Here is a 16,640-nt window from a genome sequence, read left to right on the forward strand (position 1 = left end):
GTTCTACCTCAGCTTCAGGGTGGCAAGGCCAACCAGCACGAGAATCACGGTGATGATCCAGAAACGGACAATCACGCGTGGCTCGGGCCAGCCCTTGAGTTCAAAGTGGTGGTGTATCGGTGCCATGCGGAACACACGGCGACCGGTGAGCTTAAAGGACGCAACCTGAATGACGACTGACAGGGTCTCCATCACGAACACGCCGCCCATGATGAACAGGACGATTTCCTGACGGACGATCACCGCGATGGTGCCCAGCGCCGCGCCCAGCGCCAGTGCGCCGACGTCGCCCATGAACACCTGGGCCGGATACGTGTTGAACCAGAGGAACCCGAGACCCGCACCGATCAAGGCGCCGCAGAACACGATCAACTCGCCTGCGCCCGGCACATACGGGATCAGCAGGTATTCAGCGAATTTCACGTTACCCGACAGGTAGCAGAAAATCCCCAACCCGCCGCCGACCATTACGGTGGGCATGATCGCCAGACCGTCGAGGCCGTCGGTCAGGTTGACCGCGTTGCTCGAGCCGACGATCACGAAGTAGGTCAGGACGACGAAGCCTATGCCCAGCGGAATGCTGTGGTCCTTGAGCATCGGCAGGATCAGGGTGGTTTCCACCGGTGTCGCTGCGGTCATATAAAGGAAGATCGCCGCGCCCAGGCCGAACACCGATTGCCAGAAGTACTTCCAGCGACTTGGCAAGCCACGGGAGTTCTTCTCGATCACTTTGCGGTAATCGTCGACCCAGCCGATCGCGCCAAACAACAAGGTCACCAGCAGCACGGTCCAGACATAACGGTTGGTCAAGTCAGCCCAAAGCAACGTGCTGACGCCGATGGACGACAGGATCAGCGCGCCGCCCATGGTCGGGGTGCCGGATTTGGACAAGTGCGATTGTGGACCGTCGTTACGAACGGATTGACCGATCTGACGGTTCTGTAAAGTGCGGATCATCCACGGGCCATAGCACAGCGACAAAACCAACGCGGTCAGCACACCGAGAATCCCGCGCAGGGTCAGGTACTGAAAGACCGCGAAGCCTTTGTAGAACTGTTGCAGATACTCCGCTAGCAGCAGCAGCATTAATGTTTCTCCAGGCTGGTCCCGCACAAAGCGGCGACGATGTTTTCCATCGCAGCGCTGCGCGAGCCCTTGATCAAAATGGTGGTGTTTGTGTCTTGCTCGGCGCCGAGGGCCTTGATCAGTTCAGCCTGAGTGGTGAAGTGATAGGCCTGCTCGCCGAAAGCGTTCACGGCGTGAGCCATCATTGGCCCGACAGCGTAAAGCGCGGAAACCTTGCCGCAAGCGTACTCGCCCACATCGCGGTGCCCCTGCTCCGCCCAATCGCCCAACTCGCCGATATCCCCGAGCACCAGAACGGTGCGGCCGGAAAAGCCGGCGAGTATATCAACGGCGGCGCACATGGAGGTGGGGTTCGCGTTGTAGGTGTCATCGATGACGCGCATGCCATTGCTGGCCAGTTGCGCGACGGTGCGACCTTTTACCGGTTGTACTGCGCCGAGGCCGGTGGCAATGCCGAACAGCGACACGCCCAGAGCATGGGCGGCGGCGGCGGCGGCCATGGCATTGGCGACGTTATGGGTGCCGAGCAGGTTCAGTTGAACGCGCTCCATACCTTCAGGCGTGTGCAGGTTGAAGGCCGGGCAACCGCGAGCGTCGCGGTCCAGGTCGCTGGCGTAGAAATCGGCGCTGACATTGCTCAAGGCAAAGGTCAGCACTTTGCGACCGGCAGCGCGGGTCTTCCAGATGTCGAACGCCTTGTCGTCAAGATTGAGAACGGCGACGCCATCGGCATCCAGCCCTTCAATAATCTCGCCCTTGGCTTCGACGATTTTTTCCGGCCCACCGAACTCGCCGACATGGGCGGTCCCGGCGTTGTTGAGCACGGCCACATGAGGCTTGGTCATGCCGACGGTGTAGGCAATTTCGCCGAGCCGCGAAGCACCCAGTTCGATCACCGCAGCGGTATGTTCCGGTGCGAGCTCGAGCAGGGTAAGCGGAACGCCGAGATCATTGTTCAGGTTGCCACGGGTCGCCAACACCGGACCGCGCGTGCGCAGGATGCTGGCGAGCATTTCCTTGACCGTGGTCTTGCCGCTGGAACCGGTGATGGCCGCAACGGGATGGGTATAAGCCGCACGATTCAACGCGCCCAGTTGCCCCAGCGCCTGACGAGCATCTTTCACCAGCAATTGCGGCAGCGTGCTGTCGGCGACTTCGCGCTCGACCAACGCCGCTACGGCGCCTTTTGCGGCGACGTCATTGAGATAATCATGACCATCGAAGCGCGGGCCGGTCAGGGCGATAAAGAGTTGGCCTGGCTTGATCGCGCGGCTGTCAATGCTGACGCCGTCGAAGCTGGCATCGGCAGTGACCAAGCGGGCATTCAGCGCGCCGGTCAGTTCGCTCAGTTTCAAGGCTTTAAGCATGGGCCACCTCCCACGCGGTCAAGGCGTGATCGGCCTCGACCAGATCGGAGAACGCGTGACGCTGGCCGTTGATTTCCTGATAGTCCTCGTGACCTTTACCGGCCAGGACAATCACGTCATCCGCCGAAGCGCTGGCGATCAATTGGGCAATCGCCTGGCCACGGCCAGCGACGAAGGTGACTTTATCCACAGCGGTAAAACCGGCGCGGATGTCGTTGAAGATCACTGCCGGGTCTTCGGTGCGCGGGTTGTCATCGGTCACCAGCACGCCGTCAGCCAGACGCTCGACCACTTCAGCCATGAGCGGACGTTTGCCGCGATCGCGATCACCACCGCAACCGAACAGGCACAGCAAACGGCCTTTGGCGTGAGGACGCAGGGCCATCAAGACCTTTTCCAGCGCATCCGGTGTGTGGGCGTAATCGACCACGACCAGCGGCTGAGTACCGCCGCCGAGGCGCTGCATGCGTCCGGCCGGGCCTTCTAGTTTCGGCAGCACATTGAGGATTTCGTCCAGCGCGTAGTCCAGACCCAGCAAGGCGCCGACCGCGGCCAGTACGTTGCTCAGGTTGAAACGACCGAGCAAGGTGCTGCGCAAGTGATGCTCACCCTGCGGCGTGACCAGCGTGGCGCGCACGCCTTCGTCATCGAACTGCGCTTCACGGCAATAGAGGTAAGCGCTGGCATCTTCCAGGCTGTAGGTGATCAGGCGCGATTCACGTTTGTCCGCAGCCAGTTGGCGACCGAATTCGTCGTCGAGGTTGACCACCCGGCACTTCAAATCATTCCAGGCAAACAGCTTGGCCTTGGCTTCGCCGTAGGCTTGCATGGTGCCGTGGTAATCCAGGTGATCGCGGGACAGGTTGGTCATCACCGCCACATCGAACGCCAGAGCGGTCACGCGACCCTGATCCAGACCGTGGGAAGAAACTTCCATGGCGACCGCTTTGGCGCCGGCCTTTTTCAGGTCAGCGAGGGTCGCTTGCACCGCGATCGGATTCGGCGTGGTGTGCAAGCCGCTTTCGAGCGCGCCGTAAAAACCGGTGCCCAACGTGCCGACGATGCCGCAGTGCTGGCCGAGCAAATCCAAGGCTTGTGCAACCAACTGCGTCACGCTGGTTTTGCCGTTGGTGCCGGTCACGCCGATCAGGTTCAGGTGACGACTAGGGTCACCGTAAAAACGACCGGCGATGTCCGACAGCTGCGCCGCCAGGCCTTTGACAGGAATCAGCGGCACATCGGTAATCGGCAATACAGTCGCGCCTTCGACTTCATACGCCACAGCGGCAGCGCCGCGTTGCAGGGCGTCGGCGATGTGCGCGCGGCCGTCGAACTTGCCGCCTGGGACGGCGAGAAACAGATCGCCAGCCCGCACGTTGCGGCTGTCCAGGGTCAGTTCGCGGATTAACAGATCGCGGCCGGCGTGGGCGAAAATCTTGTTCAGACTCAGAGACATCAGCCTCGCCCTCCATTGGCTTTCAGCGGAACGACCGGTGCTGCGTTCGCTTGTTGAGTAGGTGGCAGGTTGTCCGGGGTGATGTTCATCAGGCGCAAGGTCCCGGACATCACTTTGCTGAACACCGGCGCCGATACCAGACCACCGAAGTAACCGGCTTTGGTCGGTTCATCGATCACCACCACAATGGCGTAGCGCGGATCGTTCATCGGGCCGAAGCCGGCGAACAGCGAGCGGTAGGAATTCTCGGCGTAGCCTTTGGTGCCGACCGACGTTTTACGCGCGGTACCCGACTTGCCGCCCACGTGATAGGCCGGCACTTGCGCACGGAATACACCGCGCGGCGCTTCGATCACTTGTTGCAGCATGGTTTGCATGGTTTTCGCGACAGCTTCCGGCAATACCTGTGTGGTTTGCGGCGCCTTGTCGGTTTTGATCAGGGTCAGCGGCGCGAGGCGACCATTGTTGGCCAGGGCCGAAAAGGCGTGGACCAACTGGATCGCGGTCACCGAGATACCGTAGCCGTACGACAGCGTGGCAGTTTCGGCCTTGCGCCATTCGCGGTAGTTCGGCAGGTTGCCGACGCGCTCGCCCGGGAAGCCCAGGCCGGTGTCCTGGCCGAGGCCGACTTTTTGCGCCAGACGGAAAATCGTTTCGCCGCCAATATCGAAGGCGACCTTGCTCATGCCGACGTTACTGGAGTTGATCAGGATGCCAGTCAGGTCGAGCACCGGACCTTCGCTCTTGGAGACGTCCTTGATGGTGTATTTACCAATCTGCAAGGTGCCCGGGTACACCTCGACGGTATCGGTCGGCTTCCAGCGCCCGGTTTCAATCGCGGCGCTCATGGAAATCGCTTTCATGGTCGAACCCGGCTCGAACACGTCGATCATCGCGCGGTTACGCATCATCGCCGGTTGCAGGTTGCGACGGTTGTTCGGGTTGTAGGTCGGCTGGTTGACCATGGCGAGGATCTCGCCGCTCTTCACGTCCATGATCACCAGGCTGCCGGCCTTGGCGCCGTTCTCGATGATCGCGTTACGCAGTTCACGGTTGGCCAGATATTGCAGGCGCAAGTCAATGGACAACGCCAAGGGCTTTCCGGCCTTGGCGTTTTTGGTGACCTGAACATCCTTGATAAGTCGGCCACGCCGATCCTTGATCACCTGTCGCTTGCCGGGGACCCCAGCCAGCCATTCGTCGTAGGCCAGCTCGACGCCTTCACGACCGTGGTCATCGATGTCGGTAAAACCGACCATATGGGCAGTGACTTCACCGGCCGGATAGAAACGACGGAATTCTTCGATGCCATAAACGCCCGGCACTTTCAGATCGAGCACGGACTGGCCCTGTTCGGGGGTCAGCCCGCGCACCAGGTAGATGAATTCTTTATTGGCCTGGGCCTCGAGACGTTCGGCCAGGGCTTTCGGGTCCTGCCCCAAGGCAGCCGCCAGTGCAGGCCACTTCTCTTTGGCCGTTTGCATTTCCTTGGCATTGGCCCAAAGGGTGGTGACTGGGGTACTCACGGCCAAAGGCTCGCCGTTACGGTCGGTGATCAGACCACGGTGAGCCGGAATCGGGATATGACGAACGCTGCGCGCATCGCCCTGACCTTTAAGAAAGGCACGGTCGACGACCTGCAGATCGATAATGCGCCAGGCAATTGCCACGACCATGACGCCGAGCAAACCCAGGACCAGGCGGAACCGCCATGGAAAGAGTGCGCCCTCGAGTTTCATCATGGCGCCACCATCTGCACTTCAGCGGCGCCAGGAATGCGCATCTTCAGTTGCTCGGCCGCCAGGACTTCGATACGGCTGTGGGCGGTCCAGGTGCTCTGTTCGAGAATCAAACGGCCCCACTCCGCTTGCGCCTTGTCGCGCACGCTCAGCTCGTTGTACAACGAGTTCAACAGTTGACGGTTCCAGTGGGCGCTATAGGAGACGCCGATGGCCGACACGAGCACGCCAATAAACAGCAGAAGCATAAAAAAGCTTCCGCCAGGAAGTGGCTTGGCGAAAAGCTTGCTCACCGCAGCTTCTCCGCGACGCGCATGACGGCGCTACGGGAACGTGGGTTGGCTTTGAGTTCGGCCTCGGAGGCGGACTGCGCTTTGCCATGGATTTTGATTATGGGTTCGAAGGCGACGTGACGTACCGGCAGGTTGCGCGGCAGGTTGTCGGCTTCGCCTTTCACCAGTTTGCGCATGAACAGCTTGACGATGCGGTCTTCCAGCGAGTGGAAGCTGATGACGACCAGACGGCCGCCGACTTCCAGGCATTCCAGCGCGGCTTCGAGGCCGGCTTCCAGATCGCCCAGTTCGTTGTTGACGTGAATGCGCAAGCCCTGGAACGCACGGGTCGCCGGGTTTTTGCCCTTTTCCCACGCAGGGTTGGCGACTTTCAGGACTTCAGCCAGATCGGCAGTGCGCTCGAACGGCTTGATGTCGCGACGTTCGGCCACGGCACGGGCCATACGGCCGGAGAAACGTTCTTCGCCGTATTGCTTGAACACCCGGGCGATTTCTTCCACGGGGGCGGTGTTGACGAATTCGGCAGCGCTGATCCCACGGGACGGATCCATGCGCATGTCCAGCGGGCCATCATTGAGGAAACTGAAGCCGCGCTCAGGGTCGTCGAGCTGCGGCGAGGACACGCCGAGGTCGAGCAAGACGCCGCTGACCTTGCCGTCCAGACCACGCTCGGCGACTTCCGAGCCGAGCTCGGCAAAGCTGCGCTGTACAACGACAAAGCGGCCGTCTTCGGCCGCTAGCGTTTGCCCGGTGGCAATCGCTTGAGGATCTTTGTCGAATCCGAGTACCCGACCATCGGGGCCGAGCTGGCTGAGGATCAACCGACTGTGTCCGCCGCGCCCGAACGTACCGTCCAGATAGCAGCCATCAGGACGTACGGCGAGAGCCTCCACGGCTTCGTCAAGCAGTACGGTGATGTGGTTAAAGCCGCTATCAATAGTCACAGGATCAAATCACGCAGTTCATCAGGCATGGCGCCCGGTTGTTGAATGGCAGCCAGGTCAGCGGCAGAAACCGCATCCCAGGCATCCTCGTCCCACAATTGGAACTTGTTCAGTTGGCCTACCAACATCGCGCGCTTATCCAACTTGGCATATTCACGAAGACGCGGCGGAACCAGAAAACGACCACTGCCATCGAGCTCAAGGTCGACGGCATTACCAATCAGTAAGCGTTGCAGGCGGCGGTTCTCTTCGCGAAGCGAAGGCAGTGCGCGCAGTTTGGTTTCAATAATTTCCCACTCATCGAGGGGGTAAACACACAAACACGGATCAACGGCATCAATTGTGACGATTAACTGCCCGGAACTACGCGAAACGAGCTCGTCACGGTACCGGCTCGGCATAGCGAGACGGCCCTTTGCGTCGAGACTGATAGCGTTAGCTCCGCGAAACACGACAGCGTTTCTCCAAATATTAGCGTTTTGAGCTCAAAAAACCCACTTCATGCCACTTCCCGCCACTTGTGCACACTATAGGAATGCGGCCACCGCACCGTCAAGGCGCGGTTTAAAGGAAAACCCTTACAGAACTGAGATTTAGGAGCGTATTAGGAGGGGCAAGGAGAATCAGACGTGTCATCCCGCTCAATAACTTGAACCAGCACTGATGGCTGCGCTCGAAAGTTAAAGTAGTTTATTAAGAGTAAGATTTTTTCGGTATTACGAAAGTGCTTCTGCCGACGATTGTGTAAGGAGGGAAATTGCCATCACCAACGCCCTGCTCAATGATTTAAGCAGAGGAGAGAAAAAAGGTGGAGAGTCGATCTGTAAGCCGGGTTCTGTCTTGAACAGTCATTCGTCTACGATGGCCATCACTGGACATCTTTAGCAACCTACCCGGTCCCAGCGCGGGCCACGCCTTGGGACCCTATTTGGTCTTGCTCCAAGTGGGGTTTACCTAGCCACGAACTGTTGCCAGTCGCGCGGTGCGCTCTTACCGCACCTTTTCACCCTTACCGGCGCCGAAGCGCTTAGGCGGTTATTTTCTGTGGCACTTTCCGTAGGCTCACGCCTCCCAGGCATTACCTGGCACTTCGCCCTATGGAGCCCGGACTTTCCTCCCCCCCCTAATTCTCATAGAGGGCAGCGACTGTCCGATCGACTCTCCGCCGCGAAGATTAACGGCAGAGCGGCCGAAGGACAAGCGCTAAACGCCTTGGGCCGCGCCTGCACGTCGGTTTTTACTCGCCCTTCTGTTTATCCAGCGCGACCTGATAAAGCACATTCTTGCGCTCGCCGGTAATTTGCGCCGCCAACGCCGCAGCTCGCTTGAGCGGCATTTCTTCAAGCAACAAATTCAGAATGCGCATCGCTTCACTGCTGACGGCGTCCTCGGCCTCGGGGGCAGACCAACCCGCCACCAACACCACGCACTCGCCGCGTTGCTGATTGCTGTCTGACTCGACGAACTCGCGTAACTCGGCCAGCGGCAAGCCCTTAAGGGTTTCAAAGGTTTTAGTGATTTCACGGGCCAGCAAAGCCGGGCGCTCCCCACCGAACACCAGCTCCATGTCTTGCAGACATTCAAGGATGCGGTGTGGCGCCTCATAAAAAATCAGCGTGCGCGGTTCTTCCTTTACCAACTCAAGACGAGCGCGCCGACCGACAGCCTTGGCCGGCAGGAAGCCTTCGAAGATGAAACGGTCCGACGGCAACCCCGCCGCCGACAACGCTGCGATCAACGCGCAGGCACCCGGGACCGGCACCACATTGATACCCGCAGCACGGGCCTGGCGCACGAGGTGATAACCCGGATCGGAAATCAACGGCGTGCCGGCATCGGAAATCAACGCCACATCGTCGCCGGCGAGCAAGCGGGTGATAAAGCGGCTACCTTCATCCCGCTCATTGTGTTCATGACAGGCTGCCAGCGGTGTAGGAATGCCGAAATGCTGCATCAAGCGCTGAGAGTGACGGGTATCTTCGGCGGCGATCAGGGCGACCTCGCGCAGGATTTTCAGCGCACGCGCACTGATGTCGTCCAGGTTGCCGATGGGCGTCGCCACCACATAAAGCGAGCCAGCAGCGGAATTCAAAGCACCTGGAGCAGTCAAAGCGCACACCTCATGATCGGTAAAAGCCGCCATTGTAGCGCGTCGCGACGTTCGCGATACGCGCAAGCAACCCTCGGTTTTGCAGCCTTTTGTGCAGTGCCGCAACATTTGCACGAGCTAAATTGATCGATTCACACCAGTAACATCGCGCCCCGGCCAGCGCTTGGGTACAATTCCACGCTAATTTGATCGAGTATCAGGAACACTACATGATCGCTTGCCTGCGGCTGTTCACTGCCCTCTGCCTCGCTGCCTTGCTGGCGGCTTGCGCCAGCTCGCCCTCCTCCAGCCTTGGCGAACTTCCACGCACCCCGGATGCCAGTATCGAGCAATTGCTCGCACAGGCCGCTCAAAGCAAAGACCCGGAAAAAGCCTCCCTGTTGCGCCTGAGCGCGGCAGACCTGGCCTATCGTCAGGGGAATGCCGGCCAGTCCGCGCAAATCCTGCAACAAGTCCCCGTCGAAACACTCAAGCCTGGCCAACAGGTTTTCGCCAGTACCCTGGCGGCAGAACTGGCCATGGTTCGCAATCAGCCCAAAGCGGCGCTGACAGCCTTGAGTCATCCGAGCCTGCAACGCCTGAGCGAACTGCCGGCCGAGCAACAGGTTCGCACCGGCACCGTCCATGCCCGCGCCCTTGAAGCCGATGGCCAGACGCTGGCTGCCGCGCGGGAACGCATCTTCATTGCACCAATGCTCGAAGGTGAAGCGGCAAGCAAAAACCACGAAGCGATCTGGACCCTGATCGCCTCGCTGCCGACTGATCAACTGCAGCCGAGCGCCACTGACGACCTCGGCGGATGGATGGGCCTGGCGCTGGCGGTGAAAACTGCCGGCACCCTGGAACAGCAACAAGCCGCGATCGACAACTGGCGCGCACAGAATCCAAAGCACCCGGCCGCCATTCAATTGCCGTTGCCACTGACCAAGCTCAAGGAACTGGCCAGCCAGTCCCTGAGCAAAATTGCCCTGTTGCTGCCACAAGACGGCCCGCTGGCGTCGGTCGGCAAAGCACTGCGCGAAGGTTTCATGGCTGCTCACTACCAGGCCCAACAAGCCGGGCAGAAGCCGCCGGCCATCGAGTTCTATGACAGCTCGAAACTCACTTCGGTGGACGAGTTCTACCGCAAAGCCCAGGCCGATGGCGTGCAACTGGTCGTCGGTCCGCTGGAGAAGCCGCTGGTCAAACAGCTCAGCGCTCGCCCGCAACTGCCGATTACCACCCTGGCGCTGAATTACAGCGAAGGCGAACAAGGCCCGGCCCAACTGTTTCAGTTTGGTCTTGCTGCTGAAGACGAAGCTCGCGAAGTCTCGCGTCGCGCTCGCGCCGATGGCCTGCATCGCGCAGCCATCATGGTGCCGAAAGGCGAATGGGGCGATCGCGTGTTGAGAGCGTTCAGCCAGGATTGGCAGGCTAATGGTGGCAGCATCGTCGCTACCGAACGTGTCGACCAACCAGTTCAACTGGCCCAGCAGATTGCCGACATGTTCCAGCTGCGTCAGAGCGAAGGTCGTGCCAAGAGCCTGCAAAGCACCGTTGGCGGGCAGGTAGCCGCCCAGCCTTCGCGTCGCCAGGACATCGAGTTCATCTTCCTGGCTGCAACGCCTCAGCAAGCCCAGCAGATCAAGCCGACCCTGAACTTCCAGTACGCCGGCGACGTGCCGGTTTACGCCACCTCCCACGTGTTCAGCGCCAGCGGCGATGTGAATCAGTACAACGACATGAACGGCATTCGCTTCTGCGAAACCCCATGGTTGCTGGAGGCCAACGATCCACTGCGCAAACAAGTGACCGCTCAATGGCCACAAGCTGCTGGCAGCCTGGGTCGTCTGTACGCGATGGGCGTTGACGCCTATCGTCTGGCTCCGCGTCTGGGGCAACTCAAGGCCTTGCCGGAGAGCCGCATCGAAGGTCAATCGGGCAGCCTGGGCATGACTGCAAACCAGCGAGTCGTTCGTCAGTTGCCGTGGGCACAGTTCGTGAGCGGTCAGGTTCAACGCCTGCCGGATACCCCGCGCTGATGCCCGACAGGTCACGCCAGCAAAGTGGTAAAGATGCCGAGCGCCATGCGCTCGAGCATCTTCAACAACAGGGTCTGCGCCTGCTGGCGCAGAACTGGTTGTGTAAACGCGGTGAGCTTGATCTGGTCATGCTTGATGGCGATACAGTAGTATTCGTTGAAGTCCGCTACAGAAAAAACACTCAATGGGGTGGCGCGCTCGATAGCATTGATGAGCGCAAACGGCAAAAACTGATTTTTGCCGCGCAGTATTTTCTTCAGCGCGAGTCGCGCTGGGCCAATTTCCCTTGCCGTTTCGACGTGGTTGCCATCGACAGCAACCTCGATCAGTTGAACTGGTTGCAGAATGCCTTCGACAGCTGATCGCGAACACCCCGAACCGGACACTTTCACCCAACACTTTTGCTCTTTGCTTTGCGGGCTGCACATTCATGTGCCGAGTAGCCGCGCTAATTAAGGTCACACAGATGGACATGCAATCCCGAATTCGCCAGCTTTTTCAGGCCAGTATCGATACCAAGCAAATGGCGATGGACGTACTTGCACCGCACATCGAGCAAGCCAGCCAGGTGATGGTCAACGCCCTGCTCAACGAAGGCAAAATGCTGTCCTGCGGCAACGGCGGCTCTGCCGGTGATGCCCAGCACTTCTCGTCCGAGCTGCTCAACCGTTTCGAGCGCGAGCGTCCGAGCCTCCCAGCCATCGCGCTGACCACCGACAGCTCGACGATCACCTCGATCGCCAACGACTACAGCTACAACGAAATCTTCTCCAAACAGATCCGCGCCCTCGGCCAGCCGGGTGACGTATTGCTGGCGATTTCCACCAGCGGCAACTCGGCAAACATTATTCAAGCGATCCAGGCCGCACATGATCGCGAAATGATTGTCGTAGCATTGACCGGTCGCGATGGCGGCGGCATGGCGTCGCTGCTATTGCCCGAGGACGTCGAGATTCGCGTACCGGCCAACGTCACCGCACGTATTCAGGAAGTCCACCTGCTGGCGATCCATTGCCTTTGCGATTTGATCGACAGCCAACTGTTCGGGAGTGAAGAATGACCCCTAATCGCCTAGGCCTTCTGGCCTTGACCCTGTGCCTCGGCATCAGCGGCTGCACCTCGGTGGTTAACGCCAGCCGTGAAGCGCCGATTGAAGATGACCGCGGCACCCGCACCTTCGGCAGCAAGATCGACGACTCTCTGATCGATACCAAGGTCGGCGTGAACATTGCCAAGGCCGATCCAGCCCTGGACAACGACTCGCACATCGTCGTCACCAGCTTCAATGGCGTCGTGCTGCTCGCCGGACAAACCCCGCGCGCCGACCTCAAGGCCAAGGCCGAACAGGCCGCTGCGGCTGTTCAGCGGGTGAAGACAGTCCACAACGAACTGCAAGTCCTGCCACCTTCCGGCTTCCTTGCCCGCCAGAACGACACCTGGCTGACCTCCAAGATCAAGACCCAGATGCTCACCGACCCGAACATTCCGGGCTCGCGCATCAAGGTTGTCACCGAGAACGGCATCGTCTACCTGCTGGGCCTGCTGACCAAACAGGAAGCTGCCCAAGCGACCAACCTGGTGCAAGGCGTTTCCGGTGTGCAGAAGATTGTGAAGTTGTTTGAGTACATTGACTGATCCTGTATGAGCACTGCTTGCGATGGTGTCCTTGAGACCGCCATCGCGAGCAGGCTCACTCCTACAGTAATAAAAAAGGCGATCCATCCGGATCGCCTTTTTTATTACTTCACCACCTTCAAACTCGGTCGACCGCTGGGACGCGGCGGCTCGCTGTCGGGTGGCGGAATATCGTCATCCGGCTCGATCTCTTCCTCGTCTTCCATAGGCGATTCCAGATCGAACACCATGCCCTGACCGTTCTCCCGAGCATAAATACCCAGGATCGATGCGATAGGCACGTACAGGGTGTGCGGTACGCCACCGAAGCGCCCTTCGAAGCTGACCGCTTCGTTGTCCATGTGCAGATGACGCACGGCTGCCGGCGATACGTTCAGGACAATCTGTCCGTCACTGGCAAAACCCTGAGGCACTTGCACCGACGGATACTCGGAATTGACCAGCATGTGCGGGGTGCAATCGTTGTCCACAATCCACTCGTAGAGCGCGCGGACCAGATAAGGTCGACTGGAGTTCATAGCGGCTCCTTAAGCCTTAGCGCATATCGCGTTCGACACCAGACAGACTCGCCTGGAAAGCCTCACGCGCAAACGAGCGCTCCATGTAATCAAGCAGCGGCTTGGCAGGCCGCGGCAGTTCTATACCCAGAATCGGCAATCGCCAGAGTATTGGTAATAGGCAGCAATCCACCAGACTTTGTTCCTCACTGAGGAAAAACGGCTTGTCGGCGAACAACGGCGACACGCCGGTCAGGCTTTCGCGCAGCTCTTTGCGAGCAACGACACGGGCTGCTTCCTTGGACCGGGAATCCAGGATCAGATCCACCAGACCACACCAGTCACGCTGAATACGATGAATCAGCAGACGGCTGTTGGCACGCGCCACTGGATAAACCGGCAGTAAGGGCGGGTGCGGGTAACGCTCATCCAGATATTCCATCACCACGGTCGACTCCCACAACGCCAGGTCACGATCGACCAGGGTGGGCAAGCTGCCGTAAGGGTTCACTTCAATCAGTTTAGGCGGCTGGCGACCAGCTTCCACGTAAATGATCTCGGCGCTGACACCCTTCTCTGCAAGTACGATACGCACTCGGTGGGAATAGTGGTCGGCGGGGTCGGAGTAACAGGCCAACCGATTGGTCACGCCCATGGCGGTCCTCCTCGCTTGTTGAAATTATCGGAAACGGAAAAACGCGCGCGCCCAGAGGGCGCCTCCCGTAACGCCTGGATCACCAGGCTCGTTACACCTTCAGAGACGCCCTTGGGCGCGCGCGATTGACAGCAATTTTACAGCAATATCAATGGACGTCTTTCCAGTATTCACGCTTGAGCAAGTATGCGAATACGAAGAAGAACGCCAGGTACAGCAACACATAGGTACCGATGCGCTGATGCTGCAGCTTCACCGGGTTGGCCGAGTAGGCCAGGAAGGTCACCAGATTCTTGACCTTCTCGTCGAACTGCTCTTCGTTCAGCGTGCCGGTTTTCGGCAGTATGGTCAGTTGGTCGCAGGCTTCATGCGTCAAAGCGGTGCCGGTCAGCGGATCGTATTGCTTCTTGCCGTCTTCGACGATTTGAACTTGTTTACAGCCTACCACCTGACGACCCTGCAGGCCGACCAGAACGTTAGGCATCCCGACGTTCGGGAACACCTTGTTGTTCACGCCCCAAGGGCGCGATGGGTCTTCGTAGAAAGATTTCAGGTAACCGTAGAGCCAGTCAGTACCACGAACGCGGGCGACCAGGGTCAGGTCGGGCGGCGCCGCACCGAACCAGGTCTTGGCGTCAGCCGGCTGCATGCCGATGCTCATGTGGTCGCCAATCTTGGCGCCGGTGAACACCAGCTTCGAGAGCATCAGGTCGTGCGGAATGCCCAAGTCATCGGCGACACGCTCGTACCGCTGGAACTTGGCGCTGTGACAGCCCATGCAGTAGTTGGCGAATGTACGTGCGCCATCCTGCATGGCAGCCTTGTCGGAAACGTCGATATCGACCTTTTCCAGCTCAGGACCACCGTGTTCGGCCGCGAAGGACAGTACAGGCAAAGCAGCAAGAATCAGTACAGCAAATAGCTTTTTCATCAGCCAGTCACCCTTTCCGGAACCGGTTTGGTCTTCTCGAGCCTGGTGTAGAACGGCATCAGAATGAAGTAGGCGAAGTACAGGAAAGTACATACCTGCGACAGCAACGTCCGCTCAGGGGTTGGGGCCAGTACGCCCAGCACGCCCAGAATCACGAACGAGATGCAGAACACCCAGAGCCAGATCTTGCTCAGCCAGCCTTTGTAGCGCATCGACTTGACCGGGCTACGATCGAGCCATGGCAGGACGAACAGCACAGCGATGGCCGCGCCCATGGCGATAACGCCCAGGAGCTTGTCCGGAATCGCCCGCAGAATCGCGTAGAACGGGGTGAAGTACCAAACCGGAGCGATGTGCTCTGGAGTCTTGAAGGCGTTCGCCACTTCAAAATTCGGCTTCTCGAGGAAATAACCACCCATTTCCGGGAAGAAGAACACGATCGAGCAGAAGATGAACAGGAACACCACCACGCCGACGATATCTTTCACGGTGTAGTACGGGTGGAAGGCAATGCCGTCCAGCGGTACGCCGTTTTCGTCTTTGAATTTCTTGATGTCCACGCCGTCCGGGTTGTTCGAACCGACTTCGTGCAGCGCCAGAACGTGCAGCACCACCAGACCGAGGATCACGATCGGCAAGGCAACAACGTGCAGGGCGAAGAAGCGGTTCAGGGTGATACCGGAAATCAGGTAGTCACCACGGATCCACTGAGTCAGGTCGTTGCCGATGACCGGGATCGCACCGAACAGCGAGATGATCACCTGGGCACCCCAGTAGGACATCTGACCCCACGGCAGCAGGTAACCCATGAAGGCTTCAGCCATCAGCGCCAGATAGATCAGCATGCCGAAGACCCACACCAGCTCACGCGGCTTCTGGTACGAACCGTAGAGCAAGCCACGGAACATGTGCAGATAGACCACGATGAAGAACGCCGAAGCGCCAGTGGAGTGCAGCAGACGCAGGATCGAGCCGTACTCGACGTCGCGCATGATGTATTCGACGGAAGCAAACGCTTCTTCCGCCGACGGGGTGTAGCTCATGGTCAGCCAGACACCGGTAACGATCTGGTTGACCAGAACGAGCAGTGCCAGGGAGCCAAAGAAGTAGAAGAAGTTGAAGTTCTTCGGGGCGTAGTACTTGCTGAGATGGTCTTCCCACATTTTGGTCGCGGGAAAGCGCGCATCAACCCAATCCATGAACTTGCTCATCACGCTTTCTCCGTATCGACGCCAATGACAATGATGTCATCGGTCTCATAGGAATGCGGGGGAACTGGCAGGTTCAAAGGCGCAGGTTGCGACTTGTAGACGCGGCCAGCCAGATCGTAGTGGGAACCGTGGCAAGGGCAGAAATAACCACCTACCCAGTCCTTGCCCAGATCCGCAGGTGCCACTTCTGGACGGAAGGTCGGCGAGCAACCCAGGTGCGTGCAGATACCGATCAGCAGCAGAACCTCTGGCTTGATCGACCGCGTTTGCGGGTCGACATAGGTCGGTTGTGTCGAGTTCTTGGAGGTCGGGTCAGACAGCTGGCCCTCGATCTTTTTCAGATTCCCCAGGATTTCCTCGGTACGGCGGACAATGAACACCGGCTGACCGCGCCACTCAGCAATCATCTGCTGGCCTGGTTCGATTTTGCTGACATTCACCTTCACCGGTGCACCTGCGGCTTTCGCCTTGGCACTGGGAAACCATGACCCCACGAACGGGACCGCAGCCCCCACCGCTCCTGCAGCACCCACCACGGATGTGGCTGCTACCAAGAAGCGACGCCGGCCTGCATTCACGCCGTCATTGCTCATTCAGTCCTCTCCCATCAGCTTTGTGGCCTGTTAAATCAGGCGTCTACTAAGTAAAAATCTGAACTTATAAAAATTTTGCCGAATGGTAATGAAAAGCCCCAA

At 59.1% G+C, this 16,640-nt stretch carries 17 protein-coding genes and 1 other RNA gene; 4 read left to right on the forward strand and 14 right to left on the reverse strand.

The genetic code is table 11. The features are described from left to right. Positions 1 to 3: 3 nt before the first annotated feature. From mraY to rsmI, 9 genes are all read right to left on the reverse strand, one after another. On the reverse strand, positions 4 to 1,086 hold the full coding sequence (gene mraY, locus VD17_RS08130; protein WP_033061333.1) for a phospho-N-acetylmuramoyl-pentapeptide-transferase: 1,083 nt from the start codon (positions 1,084 to 1,086) through the stop codon (positions 4 to 6). Further along, positions 1,086 to 2,453 carry a UDP-N-acetylmuramoyl-tripeptide--D-alanyl-D-alanine ligase gene (locus VD17_RS08135; RefSeq protein ID WP_046053397.1) on the reverse strand — a complete coding sequence of 456 codons (1,368 nt, stop codon included), beginning with the start codon at positions 2,451 to 2,453 and terminating at the stop codon, positions 1,086 to 1,088. The genes mraY and VD17_RS08135 overlap by 1 nt, the downstream gene beginning before the upstream one ends. Then, complete coding sequence (locus VD17_RS08140; RefSeq protein ID WP_046053398.1) at positions 2,446 to 3,909, reverse strand: UDP-N-acetylmuramoyl-L-alanyl-D-glutamate--2,6-diaminopimelate ligase; 1,464 nt, start codon at positions 3,907 to 3,909, stop codon at positions 2,446 to 2,448. Before VD17_RS08140 ends, VD17_RS08135 begins: the two co-directional genes overlap by 8 nt. Then, on the reverse strand, positions 3,909 to 5,648 hold the full coding sequence (locus tag VD17_RS08145) for a peptidoglycan D,D-transpeptidase FtsI family protein (protein WP_185753120.1): 1,740 nt from the start codon (positions 5,646 to 5,648) through the stop codon (positions 3,909 to 3,911). Before VD17_RS08145 ends, VD17_RS08140 begins: the two co-directional genes overlap by 1 nt. Further along, positions 5,648 to 5,941: a cell division protein FtsL gene (gene ftsL / locus VD17_RS08150; RefSeq protein WP_046053399.1), complete on the reverse strand. Its 294-nt coding sequence runs from the start codon at positions 5,939 to 5,941 to the stop codon at positions 5,648 to 5,650. Before ftsL ends, VD17_RS08145 begins: the two co-directional genes overlap by 1 nt. After that, a complete protein-coding gene (gene rsmH / locus VD17_RS08155) occupies positions 5,938 to 6,885 on the reverse strand; it encodes a 16S rRNA (cytosine(1402)-N(4))-methyltransferase RsmH (RefSeq protein WP_046048256.1) in 948 nt (315 codons plus the stop codon). Before rsmH ends, ftsL begins: the two co-directional genes overlap by 4 nt. After that, positions 6,882 to 7,337 (reverse strand): division/cell wall cluster transcriptional repressor MraZ, encoded by a 456-nt coding sequence (gene mraZ / locus VD17_RS08160; protein ID WP_008147486.1) that lies wholly within the window; start codon positions 7,335 to 7,337, stop codon positions 6,882 to 6,884. Before mraZ ends, rsmH begins: the two co-directional genes overlap by 4 nt. Before the next feature lie 356 nt (positions 7,338 to 7,693). Then, an RNA gene (rnpB, locus tag VD17_RS31205) (RNase P RNA component class A) lies at positions 7,694 to 8,047 on the reverse strand. A gap of 75 nt (positions 8,048 to 8,122) precedes the next feature. After that, entirely contained in the window at positions 8,123 to 9,028 is a 906-nt protein-coding gene (rsmI, locus tag VD17_RS08165) for a 16S rRNA (cytidine(1402)-2'-O)-methyltransferase (protein WP_185753116.1), read from the reverse strand. A gap of 176 nt (positions 9,029 to 9,204) precedes the next feature. Here rsmI and VD17_RS08170 point away from each other — a divergent pair, with 176 nt between their 5' ends. From VD17_RS08170 to VD17_RS08185, 4 genes are all read left to right on the forward strand, one after another. Next, positions 9,205 to 11,016 carry a penicillin-binding protein activator gene (locus VD17_RS08170; RefSeq protein ID WP_046053400.1) on the forward strand — a complete coding sequence of 604 codons (1,812 nt, stop codon included), beginning with the start codon at positions 9,205 to 9,207 and terminating at the stop codon, positions 11,014 to 11,016. Next, positions 11,016 to 11,378, forward strand: a complete 363-nt coding sequence (locus VD17_RS31495; RefSeq protein ID WP_080931983.1) for a YraN family protein — start codon at positions 11,016 to 11,018, stop codon at positions 11,376 to 11,378. Before VD17_RS08170 ends, VD17_RS31495 begins: the two co-directional genes overlap by 1 nt. A gap of 104 nt (positions 11,379 to 11,482) precedes the next feature. After that, the gene (locus VD17_RS08180; protein ID WP_008025961.1) at positions 11,483 to 12,076 is read left to right on the forward strand and encodes a phosphoheptose isomerase; all 594 of its coding nucleotides are present in this window, start codon (positions 11,483 to 11,485) and stop codon (positions 12,074 to 12,076) included. After that, a complete protein-coding gene (locus VD17_RS08185) occupies positions 12,073 to 12,651 on the forward strand; it encodes a BON domain-containing protein (protein WP_008147477.1) in 579 nt (192 codons plus the stop codon). The genes VD17_RS08180 and VD17_RS08185 overlap by 4 nt, the downstream gene beginning before the upstream one ends. A 104-nt stretch (positions 12,652 to 12,755) precedes the next feature. Here the strand turns inward: VD17_RS08185 and VD17_RS08190 are convergent, their stop codons facing one another. From VD17_RS08190 to petA, 5 genes are all read right to left on the reverse strand, one after another. Then, positions 12,756 to 13,169 carry a ClpXP protease specificity-enhancing factor gene (locus tag VD17_RS08190; protein ID WP_008155980.1) on the reverse strand — a complete coding sequence of 138 codons (414 nt, stop codon included), beginning with the start codon at positions 13,167 to 13,169 and terminating at the stop codon, positions 12,756 to 12,758. Between the two features lie 16 nt (positions 13,170 to 13,185). Beyond that, on the reverse strand, positions 13,186 to 13,803 hold the full coding sequence (locus VD17_RS08195; protein WP_008155978.1) for a glutathione S-transferase N-terminal domain-containing protein: 618 nt from the start codon (positions 13,801 to 13,803) through the stop codon (positions 13,186 to 13,188). A gap of 148 nt (positions 13,804 to 13,951) precedes the next feature. Continuing rightward, complete coding sequence (locus VD17_RS08200; protein WP_033061320.1) at positions 13,952 to 14,734, reverse strand: cytochrome c1; 783 nt, start codon at positions 14,732 to 14,734, stop codon at positions 13,952 to 13,954. After that, the gene (locus tag VD17_RS08205) at positions 14,734 to 15,945 is read right to left on the reverse strand and encodes a cytochrome b (RefSeq protein WP_008155974.1); all 1,212 of its coding nucleotides are present in this window, start codon (positions 15,943 to 15,945) and stop codon (positions 14,734 to 14,736) included. Before VD17_RS08205 ends, VD17_RS08200 begins: the two co-directional genes overlap by 1 nt. Then, complete coding sequence (gene petA, locus VD17_RS08210) at positions 15,945 to 16,538, reverse strand: ubiquinol-cytochrome c reductase iron-sulfur subunit (RefSeq protein ID WP_046053402.1); 594 nt, start codon at positions 16,536 to 16,538, stop codon at positions 15,945 to 15,947. Before petA ends, VD17_RS08205 begins: the two co-directional genes overlap by 1 nt. Positions 16,539 to 16,640: the final 102 nt, after the last annotated feature.

Source organism: Pseudomonas fluorescens, from assembly GCF_000968015.1.
GTDB classification, from domain to species: domain Bacteria; phylum Pseudomonadota; class Gammaproteobacteria; order Pseudomonadales; family Pseudomonadaceae; genus Aquipseudomonas; species Aquipseudomonas fluorescens_W.

What these genes read in the sequence shown, in the direction of transcription:
- mraY (WP_033061333.1), bottom strand. Translation starts at nt 1,086, where the DNA reads ATGCTGCTGCTGCTAGCGGAGTATCTGCAACAGTTCTACAAAGGCTTC.
- VD17_RS08135 (WP_046053397.1), bottom strand. Translation starts at nt 2,453, where the DNA reads ATGCTTAAAGCCTTGAAACTGAGCGAACTGACCGGCGCGCTGAATGCC.
- VD17_RS08140 (WP_046053398.1), bottom strand. Translation starts at nt 3,909, where the DNA reads ATGTCTCTGAGTCTGAACAAGATTTTCGCCCACGCCGGCCGCGATCTG.
- VD17_RS08145 (WP_185753120.1), bottom strand. Translation starts at nt 5,648, where the DNA reads ATGAAACTCGAGGGCGCACTCTTTCCATGGCGGTTCCGCCTGGTCCTG.
- rsmI (WP_185753116.1), bottom strand. Translation starts at nt 9,028, where the DNA reads ATGGCGGCTTTTACCGATCATGAGGTGTGCGCTTTGACTGCTCCAGGT.
- VD17_RS08170 (WP_046053400.1), top strand. Translation starts at nt 9,205, where the DNA reads ATGATCGCTTGCCTGCGGCTGTTCACTGCCCTCTGCCTCGCTGCCTTG.
- VD17_RS31495 (WP_080931983.1), top strand. Translation starts at nt 11,016, where the DNA reads ATGCCCGACAGGTCACGCCAGCAAAGTGGTAAAGATGCCGAGCGCCAT.
- VD17_RS08180 (WP_008025961.1), top strand. Translation starts at nt 11,483, where the DNA reads ATGGACATGCAATCCCGAATTCGCCAGCTTTTTCAGGCCAGTATCGAT.
- VD17_RS08185 (WP_008147477.1), top strand. Translation starts at nt 12,073, where the DNA reads ATGACCCCTAATCGCCTAGGCCTTCTGGCCTTGACCCTGTGCCTCGGC.
- VD17_RS08190 (WP_008155980.1), bottom strand. Translation starts at nt 13,169, where the DNA reads ATGAACTCCAGTCGACCTTATCTGGTCCGCGCGCTCTACGAGTGGATT.
- VD17_RS08195 (WP_008155978.1), bottom strand. Translation starts at nt 13,803, where the DNA reads ATGGGCGTGACCAATCGGTTGGCCTGTTACTCCGACCCCGCCGACCAC.
- VD17_RS08200 (WP_033061320.1), bottom strand. Translation starts at nt 14,734, where the DNA reads ATGAAAAAGCTATTTGCTGTACTGATTCTTGCTGCTTTGCCTGTACTG.
- VD17_RS08205 (WP_008155974.1), bottom strand. Translation starts at nt 15,945, where the DNA reads ATGAGCAAGTTCATGGATTGGGTTGATGCGCGCTTTCCCGCGACCAAA.
- petA (WP_046053402.1), bottom strand. Translation starts at nt 16,538, where the DNA reads ATGAGCAATGACGGCGTGAATGCAGGCCGGCGTCGCTTCTTGGTAGCA.